The 4,527-nt window shown below is 71.0% G+C and carries 4 protein-coding genes; 3 read left to right on the plus strand and 1 reads right to left on the minus strand.

Features of this window, described 5'->3' with window-relative positions; genetic code table 11:
* The first annotated feature begins 97 nt into the window (after positions 1-97).
* Positions 98-1,318 carry a cytochrome P450 gene (locus P1P70_RS41105; RefSeq protein WP_319247069.1) on the plus strand — a complete coding sequence of 407 codons (1,221 nt, stop codon included), beginning with the start codon at positions 98-100 and terminating at the stop codon, positions 1,316-1,318.
* Between the two features lie 148 nt (positions 1,319-1,466).
* On the opposite strand, the gene P1P70_RS41110 is transcribed toward P1P70_RS41105, so the two are convergent.
* Complete coding sequence (locus P1P70_RS41110; RefSeq protein WP_319247071.1) at positions 1,467-2,192, minus strand: SDR family oxidoreductase; 726 nt, start codon at positions 2,190-2,192, stop codon at positions 1,467-1,469.
* A gap of 323 nt (positions 2,193-2,515) precedes the next feature.
* Between P1P70_RS41110 and P1P70_RS41115 the strand changes: the two genes are divergently transcribed.
* Positions 2,516-3,046 (plus strand): NlmOI, encoded by a 531-nt coding sequence (locus P1P70_RS41115; protein WP_319247073.1) that lies wholly within the window; start codon positions 2,516-2,518, stop codon positions 3,044-3,046.
* Positions 3,047-3,206: 160 nt separating this feature from the next.
* Positions 3,207-4,527, plus strand: a 1,321-nt coding sequence (locus P1P70_RS41120) for a polyketide synthase (RefSeq protein ID WP_319247075.1), incomplete at its 3' end; no start/stop codon positions are given.

Below are 4,527 nucleotides of genomic sequence, written 5' to 3' on the forward strand. Positions count from 1 at the left end.
CCTCCGGGGCCACTCCACCCCCCGGGCCACTCCACCCCTCCGCAACCTCTTTCCCGCAGCCGTTTCCCAGCTGTTCACCAGAAAGGGATCACCTCCCGTGACCACGACACCCGAGCGTGAAGACATCGACTTTCCCCTTCTGCGGAAGTGCCCGTACACGCCGCCCGAGGAGTACGTGAAGTTCCGGGAGACCGAGGCACCCACTCCCGGGCAGCTCTACAACGGCAGGCGGGTCTGGCTCGTCACCCGCTACGAACAGGTGCGTGCCATTCTCGGCGACGAACGCTTCAGCTCCGACATCACGAATCCCGGATACCCCATCTACGCCGAGGCCTTCGAGGGGTCGCGGGGATTTCCCATGCTCTTCACGATGGACCCGCCGCAGCACACCGTGCAACGCAAGGCCGTCATCCGGGAATTCACCCTGCGCCGGGCCGAGGACCTGCGTCCGCAGATGCAGCGGAAGGCCGACGAACTGATCGACGCCATGCTCGCGGAGGGGAACTCCGCGGACCTGGTCGAGAAATTCGCCGGGCCGTTCTCCGGCATCATCACCTGCTGGGCCCTGGGCATGGAATACACCGATATGCAGGCTTGGCTGGCGGGCAACCGGGAAGTCCGCGAGAAGGCCCACGCGGTCCTCGACACCGAACAGGTGGGTGCCGAGGTGAGCATGCGCATGATGGCGCTGCAGGAGTACTTCCTCAGGTTCATCGAGGCCAAGGAGCAGGACCCCGGCGACGACCCGATGAGCCGGGTGATCGCCCAGCACGTCACCACGGGCACGCTCAGCAGGACCGAACTCGCCAACCTCTGCTTCCTGATCTTCATCGCGGGCCAGACGCCGGTCCAGGCCATGCTCACCGTCGGGGTGGGCCTGCTGCTGGAACGGCCCGATCAACTGGCCCTCGTCCGGGACGACCCCACGGTCCTGCCCGGCACCGTCGACGAGATGATGCGCATGGTCAGCCCCCTCGACCTGATGGCGCGCGTCGCCCTGGAGGACGTCGAGGTCGGAGGGCAGCTGATCCGCGCGGGCGAGGGCCTCCTCGTCGCCAACGGCGGCGCCAACCACGACCCGGCCGAGTTCCCCGACCCCGGCCGGCTGGACGTGCGCCGCGCCGCCCGCGGGCACCTCGCCTTCGGCTCCGGCATCCACCACTGCCTGGGCGCCAATCTGACCCGGGTCGGACTCGAGGTCGCGTACGGCACCCTCTTCCGGCGACTGCCGGACCTGCGGCTGGCCGTACCGATGGAGGAGATGTACGACAGGCCGCTCTGGCACCCGGAGCTGCAGCGGATGCCGGTCTCCTGGTGAGGACGCCGGTCGCCCGGTGAGACGGAGCACGGCGAAGCGGTCGCCATCCCCGGCAGGGGTGGCGACCGCTTTCGGCCGTGGGCTGGGGCCGTGGGCTGGGGCCGTGGGCGCGGTCCGGTGGCCGGCCGGCCGTCAGTCCGGCGGGCCGTCAGATGAGCAACTGACCGCCGTCCGACACCAGGACGTGACCGGTGCAGAAGCCGTCGGACATCAGGTAGACGTAGGCCTTGGCGACGTCGGACGGGTCGGCGACGCGTCCGACCGGCAACTTCGGCCCGTGCTGGGCGAAGAACCGCTCCGCGCCCTCGGGATCGGCCTCCGTCGTCAGCGGCGTCCTGACCACGCCCGCGGCCACCGCGTTGACCCTGACCGGCGCCAACTCCAGTGCCAGGGAACGGATCATCGCCTCGATCCCCGCGTAGAGCGGACCTCCCACGGCGGTGCCGACGGGGATGTAGGGGCGGCGACCGCTGGTGCCCGTGGTGAACACCATGGAACCGCCCTCACGGATGTGCTGGACACCGTGCTTGGCGGCGGCCAGCGCGCCCCAGAACCGTACGGTGAAGAGCTGGTGCGCCTCCGCGATCGCCACGTCCTTCAGCGGCTGGATACCCACGCGGTCCCCGGCGGTGAAGACCAGGTGGTCGAAGGCCCCGACCTCGTCGAAGAACCGGGCGACGTCCTTCTCGTCGGAGACGTCCACGGTGTGGCCCTCCGTACCGGCGGGGAGAGCCGTCAGAGCCTTGTCCACGCTGGCCCGGCGGCTGGAGGCCACCACCACGGACGCTCCCGCCGCCGCGGCGGCCTCGGCGACCCCCAGACCGATACCCATCGTTCCGCCGATCGCGACGACGCGTTTGCCTTCGAGTGCCATGTTCTTGCGTCTCCCCTCTGCTCTGCTGGGTGAGTTCCGCGGCCACACGGTGCCCGGGCCACGGCCGCCCGGAGGCCCGGGAAAAGGCCGGGAAGTGCCGGCCGTTTCTGTCGATTTGTGGCGGCCGGACGAGCGGGGAACGGAAAATCGTCCCGTCGGGAGCCTAATGACCCGTCCCGACGGCAAACACCCCTAGCCGGGTCGCGGCGCCCCCGAACAACCGGCGGGGCACCCCTACTTAACGCGGTCGGGCTTGTGCGCGACGATGCCGCGTTCGTAGTTTCCGTGGCAAGGAACGCTGTCCCGAACTCGCGGAGTAGGCCATGAGCGCACAGCCCGTACAGCCCCCGGACGAGGTTATGCGGGATTCCCTTCCCGCCGACAGCGGCGAGGTCGTCTTTCCCGGCCGTCCCGATATCGCGCCGGAAATGAAGCAACTCGACTTCCTGCTGGGAGATTTCCGCGTCGAGTACACGAATTTCACCACCGAGAAGGTCACCACCGGAGAGGCGACCTGGTCCACGCGCCCGGTGGCCGACGGCCGGTTCCTCCACATGACCCAGACCATCCCGGTGCCCGGGATCATCGCCGAGTGGCTCTTCGGCTGGAGCGAGGTGGACGCCGCCTTCGTCTGCTTCTACTACGACGACTGGGGCAACCACGGCACGTTCACCAGCCCCGGCTGGGTCGACGGCCGCTTCCGGGTCTCCGGCGACAGCGCCGTCTTCGGCGGACGCCACAGCTTCGTGGACGACTTCTCGGTCGTCGACGCCGACCACTTCTTCAAGAAGGGCTTCATCGCCGTGGGCGACGAACTGGTCCAGGGCGACGAGATGCACTGCTACCGGATCTGACCGGCGTCACCACGGATCCGATCTGACCGGCGTCACCACGGATCCGGTCCGACAGGCGTCACCGCGGATCCGACAGGCGTCGGGCGAGGAACCGACCGGCCGACGGCGTGGGGCGCCCCGAGCGTCCCCGTCCGTTCTCAGAGCACGTGGAGGGAAACGGATGCTGGGTGAGGACCAGGCGATCGCCGTCGTCGGCATCGCGTGCCGACTGCCGGGAGCCGCGAATCCATCGGAGTTCGCGGCCCTGCTCGCGCGCGGCGGCGACGCCGTCGCCGACGCACCGGCCGAACGCCGCGCCCTGGTCCCCGAGGTCCCCGGAGTCACCGCGCGCGGGGGCTTCCTCACCGGAGTGGACGGGTTCGACGCCGCCTTCTTCGGGATCTCCCCGCGCGAGGCCGCGGCCATGGACCCGCAGCAGCGCCTCCTGCTGGAACTCGGCTGGGAGGCCCTGGAACACGCCGGCACCGTCCCCGCCGCGCTCGACGGCACCCGCACGGGCGTCTTCGTCGGCGCCCTCGCCGACGACTACGCCCGCCTCCTCGGACAGCACGGCCCCGACGCCGTCACCCCCCACAGCTTCACCGGCGTGCAGCGCTCCCTCCTCGCCAACCGGGTCTCCTACACCCTCGGCCTGCGCGGCCCCAGCCTCACGGTCGACACCGGGCAGTCCTCCTCGCTCGTCGCCGTCCACCTGGCCGTGGAGAGCCTGCGCCGCGGCGAGTGCACGCTCGCCCTCGCCGGCGGCGTCAACCTCATGCTGTCCCCCGAGAGCACCCTCGCCGTCGCCCGCCTCGGTGCCCTCTCCCCGGACGGCCGCTGCCACACCTTCGACGCCCGCGCCAACGGATACGTCCGGGGCGAGGGCGGCGGCCTGGTTCTCCTCAAGCCTCTCTCCCACGCCCTCGCCGACGGCGACCGCGTCCACTGCGTCGTCCGGGGCAGCGCCGTCAACAACGACGGCGGCGGCAGCGGCCTGACCGTCCCCGACCCCGACGCCCAGCGCGAGCTGCTGCTGCTCGCCTGCGAGCGGGCCGGCACCGACCCCGCCGACGTCCAGTACGTCGAACTCCACGGCACCGGCACCCCTGAGGGAGACCCCGCCGAGGCCGCCGCGCTCGGCCGCGCCCTGGGCGCCGCCCGCCCGGCGGACCGGCCGCTGCGGGTCGGCTCGGTCAAGACCAACATCGGGCACCTGGAGGGCGCCGCCGGGATCGCCGGCCTCCTCAAGACGGTCCTGTGCCTGCGCGACGCCCGCCTCGTCCCGACCCTGCACCACGACCGCCCGCACCCCCGCATACCCCTGGACGACCTGGGCCTGACCGTCCAACGCACCACCGAGCCCTGGCCGGACACCGGTGGCTCACCGCGGATCGCCGGGGTCAGCTCCTTCGGACTCGGAGGCACGAACTGCCACGTGGTGCTGTCCAGTTGGAGCGCCGCGTCGGAGCCGGACGGGCGAGAGGGAGGGGCGGCCGGTCTTC

This window comes from Streptomyces sp. MB09-02B, assembly GCF_033794485.1.
Classification (GTDB): Bacteria; Actinomycetota; Actinomycetes; order Streptomycetales; family Streptomycetaceae; genus Streptomyces.

Bases quoted from the DNA above. Each gene is read 5' to 3' on its own strand.
- P1P70_RS41110 (WP_319247071.1), bottom strand. From the start codon at position 2,192: ATGGCACTCGAAGGCAAACGCGTCGTCGCGATCGGCGGAACGATGGGT.
- P1P70_RS41115 (WP_319247073.1), top strand. From the start codon at position 2,516: ATGAGCGCACAGCCCGTACAGCCCCCGGACGAGGTTATGCGGGATTCC.